Source organism: Stenotrophomonas sp. KH_029, from assembly GCF_057839765.1.
The window spans coordinates 2,508,294-2,527,469 of the sequence record NZ_CM174498.1; the positions used below are offsets into that span (position 1 = coordinate 2,508,294).

19 protein-coding genes are annotated in these 19,176 nt (G+C 65.7%); 8 read left to right on the plus strand and 11 right to left on the minus strand.

Annotated features, from left to right (window positions below):
- Nucleotides 1–361: 361 nt before the first annotated feature.
- On the plus strand, nucleotides 362–1,339 hold the full coding sequence (locus AC3ITM_RS11380) for an asparaginase (RefSeq protein WP_489265079.1): 978 nt from the start codon (nucleotides 362–364) through the stop codon (nucleotides 1,337–1,339).
- 64 nt (nucleotides 1,340–1,403) lie between these two features.
- On the opposite strand, the gene AC3ITM_RS11385 is transcribed toward AC3ITM_RS11380, so the two are convergent.
- Nucleotides 1,404–2,222, minus strand: a complete 819-nt coding sequence (locus AC3ITM_RS11385; protein ID WP_489265081.1) for a CHAD domain-containing protein — start codon at nucleotides 2,220–2,222, stop codon at nucleotides 1,404–1,406.
- 297 nt (nucleotides 2,223–2,519) lie between these two features.
- Between AC3ITM_RS11385 and AC3ITM_RS11390 the strand changes: the two genes are divergently transcribed.
- From AC3ITM_RS11390 to AC3ITM_RS11400, 3 genes are all read left to right on the plus strand, one after another.
- Nucleotides 2,520–2,858 carry an H-NS family nucleoid-associated regulatory protein gene (locus AC3ITM_RS11390; protein WP_489265083.1) on the plus strand — a complete coding sequence of 113 codons (339 nt, stop codon included), beginning with the start codon at nucleotides 2,520–2,522 and terminating at the stop codon, nucleotides 2,856–2,858.
- A gap of 11 nt (nucleotides 2,859–2,869) precedes the next feature.
- Nucleotides 2,870–3,226 carry a bleomycin resistance protein gene (locus AC3ITM_RS11395; protein ID WP_489265085.1) on the plus strand — a complete coding sequence of 119 codons (357 nt, stop codon included), beginning with the start codon at nucleotides 2,870–2,872 and terminating at the stop codon, nucleotides 3,224–3,226.
- Between the two features lie 101 nt (nucleotides 3,227–3,327).
- A complete protein-coding gene (locus AC3ITM_RS11400; RefSeq protein WP_489265086.1) occupies nucleotides 3,328–4,314 on the plus strand; it encodes a hypothetical protein in 987 nt (328 codons plus the stop codon).
- A gap of 60 nt (nucleotides 4,315–4,374) precedes the next feature.
- Here AC3ITM_RS11400 and AC3ITM_RS11405 read toward each other — a convergent pair whose 3' ends face one another.
- Nucleotides 4,375–5,361: a zinc-dependent alcohol dehydrogenase family protein gene (locus tag AC3ITM_RS11405; RefSeq protein ID WP_489265088.1), complete on the minus strand. Its 987-nt coding sequence runs from the start codon at nucleotides 5,359–5,361 to the stop codon at nucleotides 4,375–4,377.
- 160 nt (nucleotides 5,362–5,521) lie between these two features.
- Here AC3ITM_RS11405 and AC3ITM_RS11410 point away from each other — a divergent pair, with 160 nt between their 5' ends.
- Entirely contained in the window at nucleotides 5,522–6,466 is a 945-nt protein-coding gene (locus AC3ITM_RS11410) for a LysR family transcriptional regulator (RefSeq protein WP_489265089.1), read from the plus strand.
- 115 nt (nucleotides 6,467–6,581) lie between these two features.
- Here AC3ITM_RS11410 and AC3ITM_RS11415 read toward each other — a convergent pair whose 3' ends face one another.
- The 8 genes from AC3ITM_RS11415 to AC3ITM_RS11450 form a co-directional block, all read right to left on the minus strand.
- Nucleotides 6,582–7,334, minus strand: a complete 753-nt coding sequence (locus AC3ITM_RS11415; RefSeq protein WP_489265091.1) for a carbon-nitrogen hydrolase family protein — start codon at nucleotides 7,332–7,334, stop codon at nucleotides 6,582–6,584.
- A gap of 242 nt (nucleotides 7,335–7,576) precedes the next feature.
- Nucleotides 7,577–8,482, minus strand: a complete 906-nt coding sequence (locus AC3ITM_RS11420; RefSeq protein ID WP_489265093.1) for a LysR family transcriptional regulator — start codon at nucleotides 8,480–8,482, stop codon at nucleotides 7,577–7,579.
- 54 nt (nucleotides 8,483–8,536) lie between these two features.
- Complete coding sequence (locus tag AC3ITM_RS11425; protein WP_489265095.1) at nucleotides 8,537–9,724, minus strand: low temperature requirement protein A; 1,188 nt, start codon at nucleotides 9,722–9,724, stop codon at nucleotides 8,537–8,539.
- Between the two features lie 17 nt (nucleotides 9,725–9,741).
- Nucleotides 9,742–10,011, minus strand: coding sequence for a hypothetical protein (locus tag AC3ITM_RS11430; RefSeq protein ID WP_489265096.1), 270 nt, complete (start codon nucleotides 10,009–10,011; stop codon nucleotides 9,742–9,744).
- A gap of 91 nt (nucleotides 10,012–10,102) precedes the next feature.
- Entirely contained in the window at nucleotides 10,103–10,858 is a 756-nt protein-coding gene (locus AC3ITM_RS11435; RefSeq protein ID WP_489265098.1) for a type 1 glutamine amidotransferase domain-containing protein, read from the minus strand.
- 62 nt (nucleotides 10,859–10,920) lie between these two features.
- Nucleotides 10,921–11,694 (minus strand): SDR family oxidoreductase, encoded by a 774-nt coding sequence (locus tag AC3ITM_RS11440; protein WP_489265100.1) that lies wholly within the window; start codon nucleotides 11,692–11,694, stop codon nucleotides 10,921–10,923.
- 160 nt (nucleotides 11,695–11,854) lie between these two features.
- Nucleotides 11,855–14,047 carry an XVIPCD domain-containing protein gene (locus tag AC3ITM_RS11445; RefSeq protein ID WP_489265101.1) on the minus strand — a complete coding sequence of 731 codons (2,193 nt, stop codon included), beginning with the start codon at nucleotides 14,045–14,047 and terminating at the stop codon, nucleotides 11,855–11,857.
- A 31-nt stretch (nucleotides 14,048–14,078) separates the two neighbouring features.
- On the minus strand, nucleotides 14,079–14,975 hold the full coding sequence (locus AC3ITM_RS11450; protein WP_489265102.1) for a hypothetical protein: 897 nt from the start codon (nucleotides 14,973–14,975) through the stop codon (nucleotides 14,079–14,081).
- Between the two features lie 287 nt (nucleotides 14,976–15,262).
- On the opposite strand from AC3ITM_RS11450, the gene AC3ITM_RS11455 reads away from it, so the two are divergent.
- From AC3ITM_RS11455 to AC3ITM_RS11465, 3 genes are read left to right on the plus strand one after another with little or no spacing between them, the layout of a single operon-like run.
- Nucleotides 15,263–17,401, plus strand: coding sequence for a TonB-dependent siderophore receptor (locus tag AC3ITM_RS11455; RefSeq protein WP_489265103.1), 2,139 nt, complete (start codon nucleotides 15,263–15,265; stop codon nucleotides 17,399–17,401).
- Nucleotides 17,402–17,409: 8 nt separating this feature from the next.
- A complete protein-coding gene (locus AC3ITM_RS11460) occupies nucleotides 17,410–18,540 on the plus strand; it encodes a PepSY-associated TM helix domain-containing protein (RefSeq protein WP_489265105.1) in 1,131 nt (376 codons plus the stop codon).
- Nucleotides 18,537–18,662 (plus strand): hypothetical protein, encoded by a 126-nt coding sequence (locus AC3ITM_RS11465; protein ID WP_489265106.1) that lies wholly within the window; start codon nucleotides 18,537–18,539, stop codon nucleotides 18,660–18,662. The genes AC3ITM_RS11460 and AC3ITM_RS11465 overlap by 4 nt, the downstream gene beginning before the upstream one ends.
- 202 nt (nucleotides 18,663–18,864) lie before the next feature.
- Here the strand turns inward: AC3ITM_RS11465 and AC3ITM_RS11470 are convergent, their stop codons facing one another.
- Nucleotides 18,865–19,104 carry a hypothetical protein gene (locus AC3ITM_RS11470; RefSeq protein ID WP_489265108.1) on the minus strand — a complete coding sequence of 80 codons (240 nt, stop codon included), beginning with the start codon at nucleotides 19,102–19,104 and terminating at the stop codon, nucleotides 18,865–18,867.
- Nucleotides 19,105–19,176: the final 72 nt, after the last annotated feature.

Consider the following 19,176-nt stretch of genomic DNA (forward strand, 5'->3'; position numbering starts at 1 on the left):
AGCCGCCAGTGTAGCCACCGCATCGCCCAGGCCTGCGGCGTTGCGACGAGTGCCGCGATTACGCCGATGAAACCGCATTCCAGCGCCGCCAGCCGTGCTGGCGGCCGCGCGCCGGGCAGGTCGCCCCACCTACGTGGCCGCCTCCGTGATTGACCGCAGATCATAGGGCGCGCAGATCAAGAGTCCCTGTTTCTGTGCGCATTCCTTGTTCAATGTACTGCCGCCATCGAACACGGTTTCAGCGAAGAAAAGTTGCATGGCCAACCCCTGTTGGCGCCGTGCGTGTTCTTGCAGAATCCCCACTGCAGCACAGTGATCCGTGCCATCCCGTGCACGCGCGCCCTGCCTACCAAGAGGTTCCATGAGCCTGCCGGAGATTGCCGTTGCCACCCTGGGTGGCACCCTGAGCCTGCAACGCGGTCGCCCTGGCGCGGGGGAACTGCCGCCGTCGGGCGGCGAAATACTGCTTGCCCACCTGCCGGAACTGGCCCAGTTGGCGCAGATCCAGGTCGACAGCCTGAGCCTGCTGCCCAGCGCATCGCTGGATATCGACCAGTTGCTGCGCGTGCTGGGCTGGGCCAACCACCAGATCGAACAGGGCGCCCAGGGGATAGTGATCACCCAGGGCACCGATACGTTGGAAGAAACCGCCACGTTGCTGGATTACCTGTGGCCCCACCCCGAACCGCTGGTATTGACCGGGGCGATGCGCCCGGCCGGCCAGGCCGGCGCCGACGGCCCGGCCAACCTGCTCGATGCCTGCCGGGTGGCGGCGGATTCGCATAGCCGTGGCCGCGGCGCGCTGGTGGTGATGAATGCCCGGCTGCATGCCGCCGGCCAGGTACGCAAGACCGACGCCCTGGCGCTGGACGCATTCTGCTCGCCCAGCAGTGGCCCTGCCGGCCTGATCATCGAAGAGCGCGTGCACTACCTGCATGGCGCCCCCGCCCGCCGGGTGCTGCCGCAGCCACAGCGCACCACGCACAAGGTGGCCTTGCTGGAGGCCAGCTTGTCGGCCGATACCGCGCTGCTGGAACAGGTCCTGGCCCTGGACTATGCCGGCCTGGTGGTGGCCGGGTTCGGCGCCGGGCATGTCAGCGCCAGCTGGTCCCAGGCACTGGCGTCGATCGCCACGCACATCCCGGTGATCGTCGCCTCACGCACCGGGGCCGGTGCCACCGCGCGCAGCACCTACGGTTTTGCCGGCGGTGAAATGGATCTGGCGCGCAAGGGCGTGCATCTGGCCGGCCTGCTCTGCCCGCGCAAGGCCCGCTTGCTGCTATGGCTGCTGATCGGCTGTGGCCGCCAGCATGAACTGCCGGCGTGGCTGCAGCCCTGAGCGAGACGCCGCAAACGGCTGGGACGGGCGGCCACGCAAACCGGTGATTGCCGCCAGGTCCGACCTACGCTGCGGCGCTGCCGCCGCGCCGCCAGTCCACGCCGGCAGCGCGCACCTGTTCGGCATCGATCTGGTCGAGCAGTGCGCGCTTGGCCTCCACCTCGCGCATGCCCCGCAGCAGATTGCGCAGCAGTTGCAGGTCCTGCGACCACCCCAGTTGGTCGCTGAGCCGGTGCAATGCCTTTGCCGGCTTGTCGCGCTCGCCCCGATACACCCGCTCCAGGGGAATGCCCAACTGCGGCAACGCCTCCACCTGCATGCGCAGACGACGCACCTTGCGCCGCCAGCGGTGCAGCGCGTCGGCATCGCCGCTGTGCCTTGCGCGCGCGCCGGCCTTGAGCACCCGGCGCTGGCTGCGGCGCAGGCCGGTGCGCAGGTCGGCACGACGCATGCTGTCCCAGGGCTGCGCCGCCAGGTCCTGCAGGACCTGCTCGACCACCCGGTGCCGCCGTCCAAAGCCCGGGTCGGCTTCCAGCGCACGCTGCAGCAGCCGGTCGCGCCGCCGCTGCAGCTGCGCGATGACCGCGGCCCATGGCAAGCCAGGTTCGCGGCCGGCCAGCGTGGCGGCGGTTTCAACCGCCACATGGCCGTCACGCAGGCGGGACAGCCCCTGGCCGAGCCGACGCAGGCGCAGATCGGCCCGCTCCAGCTGCAGCCCGCTGCGCCCCAGCAGCGATAGCAGGGAGCGCAGCCGACGCACCGCCTTGCGCGCGGCATGCACGGCCGCATGGCCATCGCCCTCCAGGCAAAGCGCCTGCGCGATCGCCTGGCATTCCTGCCGGGCCAATGCATGGGCGAGCGGACCAAGACGCGTTGCGGGCATCAGCCTTCCACGGGCGGGTATGGCCGCGAGTGTAGCCGGCCATCCCGGTGGTGCCAGCATGCGGCGACCGCGGCCTGCCCGGGCCAGGGCTTGGGTCTTGGCCGGGCCATCGCGCAATCCGGGGTGCTGGATGGCGCCGCAGCCCCGCCCCCCCCAATGCCGAAGTTCACGCCTGCATTTGCTATCGTGCCCACCGTCGCCCCTTTCCCCTGGAATCCCATGCCCCGCACGCCGTCTGCCGCCGCATCCACCTCCGCCGTCAAGGCCGCACTTGCGGCAGCCGTCAAACGATCGGGCATGGATGAGCAGGCACTGTTGCGGGCCGCCACCAAGGAAGCCTTCGCGCGCATCACCACGCTGCTGGAGGCCAGCTACGCCGATTTCAGCCCCGAACAGCAGCGCCGGATCCGCGCTGCGGTCGCCGCCGACGCGCCGGCCGGCCCGGCCAAGGCGCCCAAGCCGGCCAAAGCGCCCCGGGAAGAACTGCCGCCGCGCTTCTGGCTGCCCTACAGCGGCGAAACCTGGAGCGGCCGCGGGCGCCCGCCCAAGGCGTTCCTGGCCTGGGAAGGCACCGTGGCCCATACCGAATGGAAGAAGCGGCACCCCGACGAGCGCTTCCCGGCGTACCCGGGGTGAGCGCGATGGCGATGCAGCAGACCGTCATTCCCCAGCTGCGCATGACCGATGCCAGCATCAGCGTGCCGTTCTACCAGCGGCTGGGCTTTGCCATCGACTGGGAACACCGCTTCGCCGAAGGCATGCCACTGTTCGTGCAGATCAGCCGCCAGGGGCAGCAGTTGTTCCTGAGCGAGCATGCCGGCGACTGCGCGCCCGGCGGCGCGGTGTACTTCCACGTCGCCGATGTGGATGCGCTGCACGCCGCGTTCGTCGCGGCCGGTGCGCCGGTATTCCGCGCGCCGGCCGATGTGCCCTGGGGCGGCCGGGAGATGATGGTGGTGGACCCGGACCACAACCGGCTGCGGTTCGCCACCCAGGGCGATTGAGGGCCAGGCCGGCAGGTCTCGGCACCGCGCAGCCCCGCCTGCGGCTGGCCGGGCGCGAAGATGACTATCATGGCCGTCATTGAATGCAGCAGTGATGGCAGATGAGTCGCGGAATCAAGATGCGCACGGCGGTGGGAACCCACGGCACCCGGCACGGGATCGACGACCTGCAGAAGCGCCACGACGCCCAGCAGACCCTGCCCACCCTGCTGTGCGACAGCCCAGGCTGCGCCGCGTCGGTCAAGTTCGTCACCGAACACAGCCGCAGCCGGGCCGACCGCGCCACGCCGATCCATGTGCCGGCCTACATCGGCTTGAACAAGGGCGCCGAGCACCAGCCGGGCTGCCGCTACGACGCGCCCGGGCGCCTGCAGCACATTCTTGCCGCCGGATCGGACCCGGATTTCCTGCAGGCGCTGGAAGATGGCAAGCATGAGCTGCGCCTGTTGATCCTGCAGCAAGGACTCAAACGCGGCGGCGGCAGCGCCCAGGGCCAGGCCGCCAGCGCGGCCGGTGCGGCCGGCGCGCGGCGGCCGATCGCCGTGCAGAGCACCGACCAGCGCCTGGACAGTTACCTGCGCACCGTCGCCGACCTGCTGACCCTGCGCGCGATGTGCGAGAGCGACGCCCTGCTGGCGTCCGGCCTTACCCTGCGCCTGGGCAAGAAAAAAGTGGACTGGAGCAACTTCTTCTACGAGCAGGACCGCTACGACGAGGCCTGGGAACGGCTGGGCGCCACCGCCAGCGAGCTGCCGATGGCGCTGGTCGGCACGGTGCGTTCGCACCGTTCGCCGCAACCCGGCGCGCCCTACACCGCCACCTACCTCAACTGCGCCCCGAAATACCAGCACACCGGCGTTGCCGACCGCCGCGATTTCTATGAAGTCAGCGTTGGCCACGAGGACGCCGCCTGGCTGCAGTCCTTCCCGCTGGGGGCGGAGATCGTGATGTTCGGGCTGTGGCGCCAGGGCCGCAGCAGCACCTCCTCCCGGCCACATCCGACCGACCCGCGGCGCACCATCACCAATGTGACCCACAAGCTGGCGCTGTGGCCGGGGTTCAAGCGGCAGTTGGCATTGGTGGAATGAAGCGCGTGAGGCTCGTTCCGGTCGAATGCGGGGAATCGGTGATCCAGGCCCCGATGCGCCTCATGCAACCCCAATGACCACCTTCCCGAATGGCCCCTCCTGAAGCCGCTTGAACGCGGCAGGCGCTTCGGAGAAAGAAAACACCCGATCGATCACCGGCTTGATGTCGAAGGCGTCGATGGCACGGTTCATCTCCTCGAAGGAGCGCCGATGCCCTACGGAAACACCGCGCAATGTGGCACGCCGGAGCTGAAGCGGGATCGCTGGCATCCGCAGCTCGGTGTCCTCCATGAAGCCGATCTGGAGGATGTGCCCGCCGCCGGCCAAGGCCTGCACGGACTGGCGCAGGTTGTCGCCGCCGATCATCTCCAGGATGTGGTCGGCGCCCTGGTCCTCTGTGAGGTCGGCAACCGCCCTGGCCCAGTCGGGCGTTTGCAGGGTATTGATGGTCGCCCAGGCGCCAAGGCCCCTTGCCCGGCTGAGCTTGTCCTCGCTACGCGAAGTGACGATCACCCGTGCGCCCAGGGCGGTAGCAAACTGCAGACCGAAGAGCGACACGCCGCCGGTCCCCTGGACCACGACGGTCTGTCCCGCGCGCGCCTGCGCCGCTTCGGTCAGTGCGAACCATGCGGTGAGCGCGGCGACCGGCAGCGTGCAGGCTTCTTCATCAGTAACCGACTTGGGCGCGTGGACCGCTACATCTTCGTGGATCACCACGTAGTCGGCGAGCATGCCCGGCAGCGGACCGCCCAGCGACAGCCCGTGCCGGAGCATTTCAGCCGGCGGCGGATCATCCAGCCACTGGGTCCAGAAGTTACCAACGATCCTGTCGCCGGCGGTGAATCGTGTGGTGCCCGTGCCGGTCGCGACCACCTCGCCTGCCATGTCCGATACAGGCACGAAGGGCATTGCCGGAGGCGTCTGCAGCAGAGCGCCGTTGATGACCAGGGCATCGCGGTAGTTCAACGATACCGCGGCAACCTTGATCAGCAACTCATTGGGTCCGGGCTGGGGGACCGGGCGTTGCACCATCTCAAGATGCGCCATTCCCCATCGGGGAAGCTGCCATGCCCTCATCAATTTACCCATCATCAACCCTCAGGTGTCCCGCTGGATCGCGGTCGGCCAGTCTATTGGCGATAAATGGTATTCATGGCTGAATTACACGCTATAGACTGACCACTTCAACTCTCCAATCGACACCGATATGACGACCTACAGCGCGTCCCGGCTTCAAGGCATCAGCGTGTTCGTCCACGCCGTCGACAGCGGCAGCTTCACCGCCGCCGCCCAGCGGCTCGGTGTGACCAAATCGGCCGTCGGCAAGAGCGTGGCAACGCTCGAGCAACGGCTGGGCGTGCGGTTGCTGGCGCGCACCACGCGCCGGCTGTCCCTCACCGAGGAAGGTGCGGACTTCTATCAAAGCTGCGTACGGGTGTTGGCCGAACTGGACGAAGCCGAAGCGCGGGCAGCGTCACGCCGGCGGGAGGTAGCAGGTACGTTGCGGATCAGCCTGCCGGTGAGTTTCGGCAGGCGGTGGGTCCTGCCGCAACTGCTCGAGATGACAAAACGGCATCCCCTGCTTCGCCTGGACATACGGCTCTCCGATCGTGCGGTCGATCTTCTGGAGGAAGGCATCGATATGGTGGTGCGGTTGGGCGAGCCAGGCAACAGCGCCTTCCTGTCGTCCAGGTGCCTGGGCCATCAGCGCGTGGTGACCTGCGCGTCGCCTGCCTACCTTGCAGAACGCGGCTCCCCGGCATGTGCAGCCGATCTGGCCGCCCACGACTGCCTCACCTTCGCAGGCGAAGGGGGCATCGTGCCCTGGACGCTGCCGGGGGAAACGGCCGGCACGACTACTGTGGCGATCGACGGCCGGCATACCATCAGTGACGGGGAGGCGCTGCGGATGGCGGCGATCGATGGGCGGGGTATTGCCCAACTGCCGACCTGGCTTGTGGCCGATGCGCTTGGCAGCGGCGCACTGATCGCCGTCCTGGCACCTCAGGGCGTACCAGGGACGCCAATACAAGCCATGTGGCCAACGACCCGCGACCTCGCGCCAAAGATCCGGGCCACCGTGGACGAACTGCTGGCTCATTTCCTGCCGCTCGCGCCCTGGGATTCGCCACCGCCGCATGGCCCCCCCTGAGCCCGTGATCCATTCAGACAATCCGCAGGCAAATCACCACTGGCCGTTCCGCCCCATGCGCCACGTCGATGCTCAATCGCGCGGGCACGCCTGACGTCATGAAGGAAACATCGCTTCAGGGAGACCAAGCTGCAGGATCGGCAAGCACCAGTACCTCGCCGCTGCCCGTTGCCAGGTCGTACACCACCACGGCCTCGTTCTCGGCATCGGCGGCGCATGCCAATGCGCCGCCGTCGCGCCAGACAGCGGAGCGCCCGGCCAGCATGAAGTCATCGGCCGGGCCCACGCCGTTGGTCATCATCACGGTCAGCCGGTGCTGCCGCGCGAGAGAAGCATAATATCGGCAGGCGGTATCGACGCCACGCGCGGCCTTGGCGACAGTGGCCAGATACACCGTTGCTCCGGATTCCATCGCGGCACGTGCATGTACTTCCTGGAGCGACTCGTAGCAGATTGCCGGCGCAATCACCGCGCCGCCCAGCGGGAAGACCATGGTCTTGTCGCCAGGACTGAAGTAGGGAAGCTCATCGGCGTGCAGCATTTTCTTGGAATACACCACCGGCGCTTCGCGGCAGCGGAAGACGAACATGCTGATCTCCGTCCCGCGACGACCGCGATAAGGTGCGCCGACTGCGATCAACATCCGATGGTGGTCGCTAAGCGCCTGGAACACCCCCAAACGCGCATCAGCCGGCGTCATCGCCAACTTTTCTGCCATGCGCGGTTCATAGCCAGTGAGCGACAGTTCGGGGAAGAACACCGCCGCGCCGCCGTAGGACGCTGCCAATTCGATGAACCGTATGTGCCTTTGAAGGTTGCCTTCAATATCACCGGCAACCGACCGCATCTGGGCAGCGACAAGCTTCACGGGGCTTCCTCTCAAACCGGGGCAAGACGCGCTGCGGGCGATCTTCGATAACCCGTTGTGCGGACGCAAAGAAGTTTAGCCGGAATGCACGGCGCTTGCGCCGGCGATGGCATACCAGGGACCGTACTGGCATCCCCTCCCGGGCGCGGTGTGGATATCGCATCATCCAACGCCACCATTGCTACTGCGCCCACAGCCGCTCAAGGTTGGTACCGACACTTCCCTCCCCGCCTTCGCCCGTCTCACAGGTCCAGGTGAGGTCGCACCAGGGCCTCGAACCACTCGATGAACGCGTTGAGCCGGCGCGAACGCTGCCTGCGGTTGGGGTAGACAAGCGATACCTGCATGGGCGCGGCGCGAAAGCCGGGCATGACTTCCACAAGTTCGCCCCTGTCGAGCAGGTGCTGGACATCAAACCGGGGGATCTGGATCAATCCCATCCCCGCCACGCAGCAGGCGATGTAGCTTTCGGCGTTGTTGACGATCACCCGGCTGGGTACGGCGACCAGCCGTTCCTGGCCCGACACAACGTAGTCCCAGGGAAGCTCCCGCCCGGTGGAAGGCGAGGCATAGCCCACCGACAGGTGGCCCTGGAGCAGATCATCCGGCCCGGCCGGCACGCCATGCTCACGCAGGTAGCCCGGGCTGGCGCAGTTGATCAGGGCGATATGCCCCAGCGGACGAGCGACCAGACTGCTGTCGTGCAGCGCGCCGATCCGCACGGCGCAGTCAACCCCTTCGTGCACCAGATCGATCGCACGGTCGGTCGAGCCCAATGCCAACTGGAGGCCGGGATAGCGGCGCAGAAATCCTGGCAGCGCGGGGGCGATCAGCCGGCGCGCGATGCGGCTGGGCACGTCCACGTTGAGCCGCCCCGAAATCCTGCGTTGGCTGGCATGAAACAGCTGCTCGATGTCTTCGGCGTCGCAGAGGAACAGGCGTACCCGCTCCAGCAACTGCACGCCATCGGCAGTGAGCCGCACCTGCCGCGTCGTCCGATGCAGCAGGCGCGTGCCCATGGCCGATTCGAGTTGCTGCACCGCCGCCGATACCGACGCGCGCGGTACGTCCAGCGCATGGGCGGCCTTGATGAAACTCCCCATCTCGGCAACCTGGACGAAGATGCGGTACTGATCGAGTTTATCCATTCATCCTTTCCCACAAAACCCGCTCGCGCCGGGAACCCGCCCTACGGGAGTGCCTCATCCCCTGTCGTTGCGGCGACGCTCCCGCAGCAGGCGCCCCTCCCAGAAACTCACCACCAGCACGACCAGGGTGGTCAGCCAGCCCATGACCAGCAAATCCACGACCCATGCCACCGGCACCAAGGCCAGCAGCATCAGCACGCCGGCCAGGTGTGACGCCGGCACCACGCCATAGACCACCCGCTTGTAGATGGCACTGCCCAGCAGGTAGATCGCCGGCCCTGCAAGCAGGATGGCCGTCTGCGCCAGGCCGGGACGGGCATGGGGATGGGCGAGCACCAGGTCGTTGCCGACCGCCGAGGCGATGACCCCGGCAATCAGGATGGCATGCACGTAATGGAAATAGGCGCCGATGCGTCCGGGGTCGTCCGAGCGTGTGATGGCAGCCGTCGCGTCCTTGCTCGACGTGCCGAAATACAGCCACCACATGGCCAATGTGCCGATGAAGGTGGCCAGCAGCGCCAGCACCACCGGTACATCCCAGGTGGCCGCAGCGGCAAGGGTGGCGCCGCTGGCGAGCACCGTCTCGCCCAGCGCCACAATCACGAACAGCTGGCAGCGCTCGGCCAGGTGGCCGCCCTCGATGGTCCATTCCTGCGTGCGAGAACGGCCCATCCCCGGCAGGGCAAAGCCGAACATGGGCGAGACGTATTCGCAAAGAACGGCGACCAGCCATAACAGCGCACGCGCCTCATGCTGCGCCAGTGCCCCGGCGATCCAGAACACCGCCGAGATCGACACCCAGCCCAGCATGCGGTGGTAGTTTGGCGCCAGCGGATGCCCGCCGCGCAATTGCAGCGCGATGAAAGCCGTTCTTCCAACCTGCATCGCCACGTAGGCGCCGGCGAACATCAGCCCCCGATCGGAGAATGCCATCGGGATGCTGGCCGCCATGACCAGCCCGAGCAGCATGGTCACGAACATCATGCCGCGGATACGCGGTGTTTCCGGATCGAACCAGTTGGTCACCCAGCAGGCGTACTGCCACCCCAGCCAGACCGCGAACCACAGGATAAGCGTCTCGAGCACGCCGACGCCGGTGAGGTTGTGCAGCAGCTCGTGGCTGAGCTGGGTCACCGCAAAGACGTAGACCAGATCAAAGAACAGCTCTTCGTAGGTCACCCGCGCGTGGTGGCCATCGCGATGGCGGAGTAACGGATGCTCCGAACCGGGCCTGCTGGACATGGCTGTCATCCTGTTCTTCACGAATGCGAAAGGCGCCAGACGATGAGGCCGGCAACAATCGCGGGGACCGCGAAGACCAGCAGCAGGATCGGAAGCTCATCGCGCACGCTGTAACCGGCATGCGCCACGCCCACCCACATGTTGACACCGGCCACGACCAGCCAGGCCGGCACGAAGACCTTGGCCGCCAGCACCATGCCTGCCGCGTTCGCGCCCCAGAGCCAGCCGAACAGGACGAATACGCCCAGCAGGAGCAGTCCTGCGGCCATCACCATCAGTACGTGCATGTCCCCTCTCCTCTGTTTCCTGTTGACCGCGCAACCCACCAAAGAAGGCCGACGGCGCCGCCCATGCCGGTGCCCGCCCTGCCCAACGACCCTACTCGTCCAGGGCATCGAGCACCAGCTCGGCGGTGAGCCCACTGCTGTACTGCTGCTGCCCGGTGATCAAGCGCCCATCGCGGATCGCGAACGGTTCGTTCGCGCCCCGGCAGCGGTAGGTGGTGCCCTGGATCCGGGCGGCTTCGCCCTGGATGGTGTAGTCGTTCAGGGTCATGCCAAAGGCCTTGTTGACCTCGTCCTCCTCCTCGTCGCTGAAGCCGGTCCAGGTCTTGCCTTCGGCCAGCAACCTGCCATCGGACAGCCGCGTCCAGAGCAGGAGGCAAGCGCCGTGGCAGATCAAGGCGACGACCTTCCCCTTCTCGTAGAAGTCGGCGATCAGCGCGTGCAGCGCCGGGGCGTCCTTGAAGGTGAGCAGCGGCCCGCCCCCGCCGGCAACCCACACCGCGTCGTAGTCTTCCACGTTCACCGCACTGATCGGCAGCGTCTGCCTGAGCAGCGGGCCAAACCCGGCGTGATGGACGAAGCCCAGGGTGACCAGGTCGTCGGCGTAGGGGCCGCCGGGCGTGCGCGGGTCGCTGTGCGTGTCGATCATGACCTCGCCGCCTTCCGGAGACGCCAGGTCCACCCGATGCCCGGCTTCTGTGAACATCAGGAAGGCGCGGGTCATCTCTTCGCCAAAGAAGCCCACCGCAAAGCCCTTCAGCTGGGCGGTATTGGAGACGATCGACAGGATGCGGCGCGGCTTGCGCTTCACGCCGATGCGGGTTTCAACTTTCAGGTCAGACGCTGGCATGGCTGTGCCCTCCAAAGTTCAACTATCGCCCGGGCCCAGACCCCGGCGGCGGGCATGGATGCCTACTTGGTGGTGTATCCACCATTGATGAGGATGGTCTGCCCGGTGATCCACCAGCCGTCGCTCACCAGGTGGCGGATGAAGGGCACGACATCCTCGATGTCGGTCAGGCCGGTCTTGCTGAAGGGCGAAAGCGCCGCGGCCGTCTTGTGGTAGGCCACCGCATCGGCGCCCTCGGCCGGATAGAAGAAGGGCGTGTCCATCGGGCCCGGGCCGATGGCCGTGACCGAGATGCCGCGTGCACCGAACTCCTTGGAGGCCGCGCGGGTGAAATGCTCCACCGGCGCCTTGGTGCCTGCGTAGGCGGCATAGAACGGGGTGAAGGCGCCCAGCAGCGAGGTCACGATCGTGCAGATCTTGCCGTTGTCGTTGAGGTTCCTGCCGGCTTCCTTGAGGAAGAAAAAGGCGGTCTTGGAATTGACGGCCGTCATCTGGTCGTACTCGGCCTCGCTGATCTCGGCCATGGGCTTCTTGAGCACCTTGCCGACGGTATTGATGGCGATGTCGGGCTTGCCGACCGCCGCGACAGCGTCGGCGAACAGCTTTTCGACGGCACCGGCCGTGCTCAGGTCGCCCTGCAACGCCACGGCCTGCGCACCACTGGCCTGCACCGCGGCGACGGTGGCGTCGGCATCGGACTTGGATGCGGCGCTGTTGTAGTGGATCACCACGGCCTTGGCGCCCTGCGCGGCCAGGTCGCGGGCGATCAGGCCGCCGAGGTTCTTGGCGCCGCCGGCGATGAGGACAACCTTGCCCCGGATGGAATGGTCTGCCATGGAAAAACTCCTTCACGCATCGATGAAGCGTCGAGCCTAGGCGGTTTCACCTGGGGCGATAAACAGCCGTTGGCTGGATGGATAATCCAGGAAAGCAATCCAATCGAGGGTTTTGGGGCTGCAGATCACGCTATTGGTGCTGGTGGCGCAACCCGCCCGGTCAGACCATCCGCGCCTGTGGCGCGCCCTGGGACTGTTCCTGCGCATGGTCAAGCGTGCGTTGCTGGGCTTGCTGCTGGGCAAGGCGCTGGTTGACCTGCTCCAGCTGGCTGAATGACTGCTCCACCGGCGTCTGCGTGGCCTGCAGGGTTGGCATGTGGGCACGAAGCATGGCCGGGTCATCAAGTGATCCCTGGACTACATATACGTTCTGGGCTGCAGCCAGGTGGTCGGTCCTGGCACTCAGAACAACGTGATCAACCTGCGTCAACCCATTGTCCTTGGCCAGAGTCAGCAGACTGGCCGCCATGCGTTCACTGCTGGCATCAAAGATGCGCCCACGCTTCAAATCAAGCTCGGCGACCTTGCCTGTGATCTGCTGATGAAGACCGAAGTCCTGATGATCTGCATCCACGGGCGTCTTCCCGCCCTGGTTTTCTTGACGAAGGCTTCGTTCAAGCTGCCGATCCTGCTGGCGTTCGAGTGGCGTCTTCCATTTCTCGATCTCCGGCGTTGCGTTGATCGCCCCCGTCGCCGGATCGCGCTCGATGTTCACTCTCGCCCAGTGCGATCCGATATCGACCTTGCCGGTCGTCAGATCCACCGTGTCATCCAGGATCCTGGCAGCAGTGGCCTGGGCTTGTTCTTCCCACATATTTTTGGGAGCCCAGGAACCTTGCTCAGCCTTTGCTTTTTCAAGCCGGTCGGTGATGAATTCTTCCGGGTTGCCAAATTGCTTGCGGGCTGAGCCTTGAACTGACGCTTTGACCTCGAAGCTCTCCCAATTGCCTTCAGGATTCTTTCCGACGACATCAATGCCGTGGCCCTGCTTGTTCTGGATGGCAACAAGATCGGTATAGCCTCTGCGAGCGAGGTCATGGGAGACAAAAGCCTCACCGATGTCACCCACTTCCGGATCGGTCAACGCAGCCAACTCCCTCTTCCCCACATAGGCCTCGATGGCCTTCTCCATTGAGACCTGTCCATCAAACACCGAGATGTCTTTTCGGGCGAGATGGCCCAGTTCCCGGGGAGAAAGCGCACCGCTCTGCAGCAATCCATCCAGGCTTCCCGATTTCCGGAAGCCTTCGACCAGTTCACCCAGTTCGCCCTGGCTGCGCTTCATGCCAGCCAGGCCATGGAACATCAGGTCGGCGCCCTCGGCGGCGATACCGCCCTTGGCTTGCACCCGCCGCGCATCGTTAGCCAGCTCTACCAGCTCGCTCGCCAGCTCCCTGCCGACGCGAGCCTCCACCCGTCCCGCCAGGGTTCCTGCTGCCGGGGCGAGGTCTTCTGCAACGTCTGCCGCCTTGGCGACCTTGGCCAGGCTGGTGAGTTTGCTGACAGGGACGAAGGTCGCGATGATCTCAATCGCAACGGCGCCCTGGGCTTGCCCCAGATACTCCTGCTCCTTGCCCTCCCGGGTCGCCTTTTCAAGCCCGGCCTCCCACTCGTTCCAGGCACCGACGGCAGCATTCCGGATGTCGCGTGGCACCTTGCCAGGATCGTCGATGGCATCGTTGGCATAGATCGACGCCGCACCGATGACAAAATTGCGGAAGTCGCGATCTGTGCTGAAACGATGCGCGAGCATGGCCAGATCGATCGTGTCGCCAATCATGCTCAAGCCATGGGACGTGGCCCCCTTCATCGCCCCGTAGCTTTCCTGCGCCTCTCCTGCCGTGTGCCCGGCCAGCCCCGCTGCTGCCCGATCCAGGTAGCTGTTCTGCGGGTTGTCACGAGCCTCATTGGCCCAGCGCCTGGCAGTGGCCAGGCTGTCGCTGATCTGCTGGTCCGTCCAACCCAGGGCTTCACCCACCTTGGCAGTGACCGTCCCGTAACCGGCCGAGACCGGATCTTCAACGAACCGTTCGTAGTTCCGCTCGACCCAGGATTCGTTGACGTTGGCGGCATCCAGCGCGGCAGCAAAACGCCTGGCGTCAGCGCTCGGCAGGCGTGCCGCGATCGCCTCCAGCAGCGGTCCTACCTGTTCTCGTCCCTGTTCGGATGCATAGGCAGGCGAACTCACGATGTCGTTGACCACGCTCCTGGCATCCAGGCCATCCATGGACTGATGGGAATAGATCAATCGATAAGCTTGGTAGGCGGTTAAATCAACCTGGCCATCAGCGGCGGTGGCTTGGGCCAGTGCGGCAATGTCAGCACTTCGAGTCTGGCGGGTTGCATCGTTCATGTCAGAGTCCATTCCTCACGACAGGAGTGAATCAACGGAACTGCGGATAGTCCCTGATCAGCCGGTCTTCGACGGCCTGAGCCAGTGGAAACGCGGCTACGGATGTGATGTCACGCAGGATCTTCCAAGGCGCATCGATAAGCGAATGGTTCGTCTCGAATCCGGGAAGCCCATGCTTGCGCCGTAGCGCCTGGATGGCGAGAAGTTCTGCCGGAAACACGCGATCCATCGTCGCGTCGAACTCGAACTTCTGCCTGTCGGTGCTCTCCCTGCTTCGAGAGATATGGAATTCGGCAGCCACCTGCATGGCAGTCTGGAACTTCAGCTGGTCATCCGTGTTCCAGGCATCGAGCACCGCCCGGTACTCGGGAATGAGCGGATGGAGAGGTTCAAAGCGCGTTGGAATTTCAAACCCGGCCGAGAACAGCGCGACGGCGAAGACATCGGAAGTGGCGTTTCTGATGCGTCGCATTTCAGGCATCGTATTGATGCGCTGATCCTTTTCCGCCATCTCGATGTAGCGCTGCGCGCAGATGGAGCCTTCGTCCCACCAGGAGAGCATGGAAGGACCCATGGCCATCATGCTGTCTGAAAATTCCCTGGGCCAGTTGCCAAGGTCCTGGCGCATGTCCGAATACATCCCCATCCACCGGAAGAACAGGGCGCGCAGGCGAACGGCTCGCTGGACGAATACGGCCAGTGTTTCGATGTCGGATCGGAAGAAGGCGTCGCAGCTGCGGACATCGTAGACAAGCGCCAGATCATTGAGCTGGCCCGCTGCCTTCTGATGCAACGCACCGGGCGTGTCCAGGAACTTCTGGATAGCAGCCTCTGCCTGCTCGGCCTTGCCCTTCTTCCGAGCGTTCTCCAGCCACTGGCTGCACTCAAGCGCCAGCTTCTGGAGCGATGGATGCGGGTTCAATGCCATGGTCCAGGCCAGTCCTTGTGCACTTCCTGCTCCGATTTTTCAGGCAAGCGATACGCAAAAAGCATCCCACTGTTTCGCCGCTGGATCAACTCCCTGCCTGCCCCACTCCCTTCCGCTTTCAGGGTTCCATGAACCGCGGAAAAGCCCGGGCGGGATGGTGAGGCGCCACCATGCGCCCCCTCCTTGTTCCTCTGCGGTCAGGCAAAGCCCCCCAGGCTCCGGCCGCTGACAGCCAGCCGAGCCGCATGTTAATATTTCTCATTCGCAACTACAGCCCCGCCTCTCCGATGACCTGCCCGTCCCTTCCTATCTCCGCCTTGAGCTTGGGCCTGACCCTGGCCTGCGCTTCGGCCCATGCAGCGCCGCCATCCTCCGCCGATGTGCACCAGCTGGATGCAGTGCAAGTGCACGGCCGGGCCCAGACCCTTTACCGGGTGGACGATGCGACGGTGGGTACGCGCACCGATACGCCGCTGGCGTTGGTGCCGCAGTCCATCCAGGTGGTGCCGCGCGAGCTGATCGAGGACCAGGCTGCACGCCAGATCACCGATCTGTACCGCAGCATCAGCGGCATCAGTTTCTTCAGCTACGCCGGCGTGACCCTGCGCGGCTTCCGCCAGGAAAACGTGCTGTATGACGGCCTGCGCGGCGACCCGTATGCCGGCTTTTCGGTGCCGCAGCTGTTCAACATCGAGCGCGTGGAAGTCCTGAAGGGACCGGCAGGCGCCCTGTATGGCGGCGGCGATGCCGGGGGTGTCATCAACTACGTAACGCGCAAGCCCAAAGCCACGCCCGAGCGCCGCATTGAACTGCAGGCCGGCAACAACGGTTTCCGCGCGGCATCGGTCGAGGCCACCGGGCCAATGAACGCCGCGGGCAGCGTGCGCTATCGCGCCGGGCTGTATGGCGACACCGAACAGGGCGTGCGCTGGAACGCAGACAGCGAGAGCGTGATCGGCGATGCGTCGCTGGCCTTCGACGTGGGCGACACCGGCGAGTTGACCCTGCAGTTCACCGACATCACCCAGAACCTGGGCGGCAACCGCCTGCGCGGCGTGCCGGTGGACGATAACGGCAGTTTCCTGACCGACCGGCGATGGAACCATAACGAAGCCAGCGACTTCCTGGATATGCGTGCCAAGGTGGCGCTGGTGCAGTACCGCTTCTCGCCCGGCAGCAACCTCGACCTCGATTTTGGCGCACGCTGGTTCGAGAACAACGAGCATCAGATCTACCACGAACCGATGGGCCTGATCGACCGCAACCGCGACGGCGTGCCCGAATGGATGACCCGCCAGCTGCGCAACCAGATCCGCGACAACGACGCGTTTACCGCCAACGGCAACGCGGTGTGGCGCTTCAGCACCGGCAGCATCGGGCACAAGCTGCTGTTCGGCGCCGATGTCTACCAGCAGGACGCCGACTTCACCGCGCAGACGGCCAACAGCGCCGACCTGGCGCGGGGTGCCGGCCCGGTGCCGGGCATCGACCTGTTCAACCCGGTGTATGGCGCCAGCTCGTGGCGGGACTACAACCTGGCCACCCTGCCCTGGCGCGGCACCAGCACGCGCAGCAAGCGCTATGGCGGCTACCTGCAGGACGAACTGGCGCTGACCCCGCGCTGGCACGTGCTGGCCGGACTGCGCTGGGACGGGTTCAAGGACGATGACCGCATCGCCGGCACCGCCGTGGATGGCAACGACATCAGCTGGCGGCTGGGCAGCACCTACACCGTGCGCGAAGGCGTCAATGTCTACGCCAACATCGCCAGCGGCTTCATGCCCCAGAGCGCGGCCAACCAGAGCGCCGATTCGGGTGGCCCGTTCGATGCCGAGCGCAGCAGGCAGTGGGAAGTGGGCCTGAAATCCCTGCTGGCCGAGCGCGTGACCCTGAACCTGGCCGCTTACCGGATCGACCGCAGCAATATCGTGCAGGCCACCGGCGAGATCGTGGACGGCGTGAACCAACTGGCCGCCCTCGGCCTGGTACGCAGTACCGGCATGGAGCTGGATCTGCTGGCCGATGTCACCGAACGCTGGGTGCTCAACCTGACCTACGCCTACAACGATGCCCGGGTGAAGGATGCCGGCAGCAACGGCATCACCAATGCCTCCGGCGACCGCTTCGCCAATGCCCCGCAGAACAAGCTCGGCCTGTGGACACGCTACGAGCTGCCGGCGATCAACTCCGCCATCGGCTTCGGCGCCGATTACGTGGATGAGCGCGTCAGCCTGGATGGCCAACGGGTAAAGCCGTACACCGTGTTCGACATGAGCTGGAAGACGCAGTGGCAGCAGTGGCAGTTCCAGGCCAACGTCAAGAACCTGTTCGACAAGGTCTATGCCGCCAGCGGTTTCACCGCGCGCACCGGCCACTTCCCGGGCGAGCCGCGCCGGGTGTACGTACAAGCCGCATACGCGTTCTGAGCCCGCCCATGCGCCAGCCTTCGCCAGCGCCCCCCACCCGCCCGGCACGCGCCGGCAGTGGCCGGCGGCTGTGGTTCGACCTGCACAGTTGGCTGGGCCTGAAACTCTGCCTGTTCATGGGCTTTGTCTGCCTCACCGGCACGCTGGCGGTATTCTCCCAGGAGATCGACTGGCTGCTGCATTCCCCCATGCGCGTAGCCGATGGGGGTGAGCAGGCCGGCTGGGGCGCGGTCATCCATGCCGCGCAGACGGCACATCCGGACTGGGAACTGGAAGGCATCACCGCCGGCCACACCCGCCTGTTCGCCGCGCGTGCGCAGATGCGCCTGCCCGATGGCAAACGGCGCTTCGTCTGGATCAACCCCTATACCGCGCAGGTGAACGGCGACACGGGCTGGTTCAATACGCAGCGGCTGCTCCGCAACACCCACCGCCACCTGATGCTGCCCGTGGCCTGGGGCGTGCCACTGGTGACGGCGTTGTCCATTCCCTTGCTGCTCTCGCTGCTCAGCAGTCTCTACATCTACAAGAAGTGGTGGCGCGGATTCCTCAAATGGCCCGACGCTTCGCGACCGCGCCGCCTGTGGGGCGATGTGCATCGCCTGGCCGGAGTATGGTCGCTATGGTTCCTGCTGTTGATCGGCCTGACCGGGGCGTGGTACCTGGTCGAATCCCTCGGCGGCGATGCACCGGCCGCACCGACCATGCGACTGGCCAAGGGCGGCGACCGCATTGCCGCGGTAGACCCGGCTGCCGTCGACGACGTGGTGCGGACCGTCCACCAGCACTGGCCCAGCCTGGACATCCTCGCGGCCATTCCCACGCGCGATGGCGGCAGCATCCTCTTCATGGGCGAAGCCGACGCCTGGCTGGTGCGCGAGCGGGCCAACAACATCGCCGTCGACCTGCATACCGGGCAGGTGATGGGCATGCATGACGGCCGTGCGCTGGGAGTCCACCAGCGCATCGCCGAAATGGCCGACCCCCTGCACTTCGGCAGCTTCGGTGGCTGGCCCATCCGACTGCTCTGGTTGCTGGCCGGCACCTTGTTGACCGGGCTGTGCTTTACCGGCGTGTATCTCTACGGGCTGCGCACGGTGGATTCGCTGCGATCGGCAGCAAAGAGGAGGCAGGCATGAGCCATGGAAAGCTGCCGGGGCCCTGGCGCGCGGCGTGGCACGGCATGGGTCGTTGGCGCTGGTTGTGGCTGGTGCTGTTGCTGGTGTGGGCGTCGCTGGTGCCGTTGGAGGCCATGAAGTAGCGGTGCCTGACCGCACGCATGCCGCGAATCGGCACTGAAGATCCGCGATCAGGCCGACTGGATTGCACTCAACTTTCCGACCATCGTCCGCTCGCAGGCCAAGCGCGCGGCGTTCTATCCCACTGAGTGACGGCGCCAATGAGGCAAGCCCGCCAGCGCAGCGGGCTTCCTCATCCACCACCATCATGCCCGCTGAGCAGCGTCAGTCCACACCAAACGGGCTGGAATGCCAGCCCTGCTGCCGGCGCGCCATCTCCTCCAGGTCACGGTCGGCGCCAGACACGTCCAGCGCCTCCCCTGCCCCCGAATGCCACGCTACATACTCGCGCATCAACATCTGCAGCACCTGCGCTGCGGGACGGCGTTCGCGTGCCGCCACTTGCTGGAAGCTGGCGCGCAGCCCGGCGTCCATCGTTACCTGCATGAAGACACTCTCGTTCATGAGTTCCTCCTACTGCTGGATAGTGAAAACAGGATGCCAACCACTCGGCACCCGCCGTGCAGTGCCCGCCTG

Bases quoted from the DNA above. Each gene is read 5' to 3' on its own strand.
- AC3ITM_RS11380 (WP_489265079.1), top strand. From the start codon at position 362: ATGAGCCTGCCGGAGATTGCCGTTGCCACCCTGGGTGGCACCCTGAGC.
- AC3ITM_RS11430 (WP_489265096.1), bottom strand. From the start codon at position 10,011: ATGCACGTACTGATGGTGATGGCCGCAGGACTGCTCCTGCTGGGCGTA.
- AC3ITM_RS11420 (WP_489265093.1), bottom strand. From the start codon at position 8,482: ATGGATAAACTCGATCAGTACCGCATCTTCGTCCAGGTTGCCGAGATG.
- AC3ITM_RS11395 (WP_489265085.1), top strand. From the start codon at position 2,870: ATGCAGCAGACCGTCATTCCCCAGCTGCGCATGACCGATGCCAGCATC.
- AC3ITM_RS11425 (WP_489265095.1), bottom strand. From the start codon at position 9,724: ATGTCCAGCAGGCCCGGTTCGGAGCATCCGTTACTCCGCCATCGCGAT.
- AC3ITM_RS11455 (WP_489265103.1), top strand. From the start codon at position 15,263: ATGACCTGCCCGTCCCTTCCTATCTCCGCCTTGAGCTTGGGCCTGACC.
- AC3ITM_RS11445 (WP_489265101.1), bottom strand. From the start codon at position 14,047: ATGAACGATGCAACCCGCCAGACTCGAAGTGCTGACATTGCCGCACTG.
- AC3ITM_RS11385 (WP_489265081.1), bottom strand. From the start codon at position 2,222: ATGCCCGCAACGCGTCTTGGTCCGCTCGCCCATGCATTGGCCCGGCAG.
- AC3ITM_RS11405 (WP_489265088.1), bottom strand. From the start codon at position 5,361: ATGGCGCATCTTGAGATGGTGCAACGCCCGGTCCCCCAGCCCGGACCC.
- AC3ITM_RS11470 (WP_489265108.1), bottom strand. From the start codon at position 19,104: ATGAACGAGAGTGTCTTCATGCAGGTAACGATGGACGCCGGGCTGCGC.
- AC3ITM_RS11465 (WP_489265106.1), top strand. From the start codon at position 18,537: ATGAGCCATGGAAAGCTGCCGGGGCCCTGGCGCGCGGCGTGGCACGGC.
- AC3ITM_RS11460 (WP_489265105.1), top strand. From the start codon at position 17,410: ATGCGCCAGCCTTCGCCAGCGCCCCCCACCCGCCCGGCACGCGCCGGC.
- AC3ITM_RS11450 (WP_489265102.1), bottom strand. From the start codon at position 14,975: ATGGCATTGAACCCGCATCCATCGCTCCAGAAGCTGGCGCTTGAGTGC.
- AC3ITM_RS11400 (WP_489265086.1), top strand. From the start codon at position 3,328: ATGAGTCGCGGAATCAAGATGCGCACGGCGGTGGGAACCCACGGCACC.
- AC3ITM_RS11390 (WP_489265083.1), top strand. From the start codon at position 2,520: ATGGATGAGCAGGCACTGTTGCGGGCCGCCACCAAGGAAGCCTTCGCG.
- AC3ITM_RS11435 (WP_489265098.1), bottom strand. From the start codon at position 10,858: ATGCCAGCGTCTGACCTGAAAGTTGAAACCCGCATCGGCGTGAAGCGC.
- AC3ITM_RS11440 (WP_489265100.1), bottom strand. From the start codon at position 11,694: ATGGCAGACCATTCCATCCGGGGCAAGGTTGTCCTCATCGCCGGCGGC.
- AC3ITM_RS11410 (WP_489265089.1), top strand. From the start codon at position 5,522: ATGACGACCTACAGCGCGTCCCGGCTTCAAGGCATCAGCGTGTTCGTC.